The following is a 372-nucleotide window of genomic DNA, read 5'->3' on the forward strand; positions in this document are numbered from 1 at the left end:
GTTTAATGATTGATGTAATAGCAGTTTCAACTTCAGATGGGTTATTGAAATCGACTGACATTGTCTCAGCTAGACATGAGGAATAGCATGACTTGAGCTCTGCTTTAGTCCGCTCAAGGTTTTCATTATTTAAGGAAAGTAACACCAAAGTGTATCCTTCCTGAGCAAAGTAATGAGAAATAGCTTTACCAATACCGCGACTAGCGCCTGTAATTATGGCAACTTTAGACATAGTGTATCCCTAAACTGTGTAATAAGTGCGTTGTTAGGTTAATGTACTAAATAGTTTCCAAAATTAGAACTGGTCTTTGCACCGTAAGCACACTAAGGTTTCAAGATACTTTTTCTAACCTGACCAAAACGGTTTATAGC

1 protein-coding gene is annotated in these 372 nt (G+C 37.4%); it reads right to left on the reverse strand.

What is annotated here, in order from left to right; all coding sequences use genetic code 11:
• Window positions 1-232, reverse strand: a 232-nt coding sequence (locus tag AB4486_RS23285; protein ID WP_372118900.1) for an SDR family NAD(P)-dependent oxidoreductase, incomplete at its 3' end; no start/stop codon positions are given.
• Window positions 233-372 lie beyond the last annotated feature (140 nt).

The organism is Vibrio sp. 10N.222.55.C6 (assembly GCF_041473395.1).
Lineage (GTDB): Bacteria > Pseudomonadota > Gammaproteobacteria > Enterobacterales > Vibrionaceae > Vibrio > Vibrio crassostreae_C.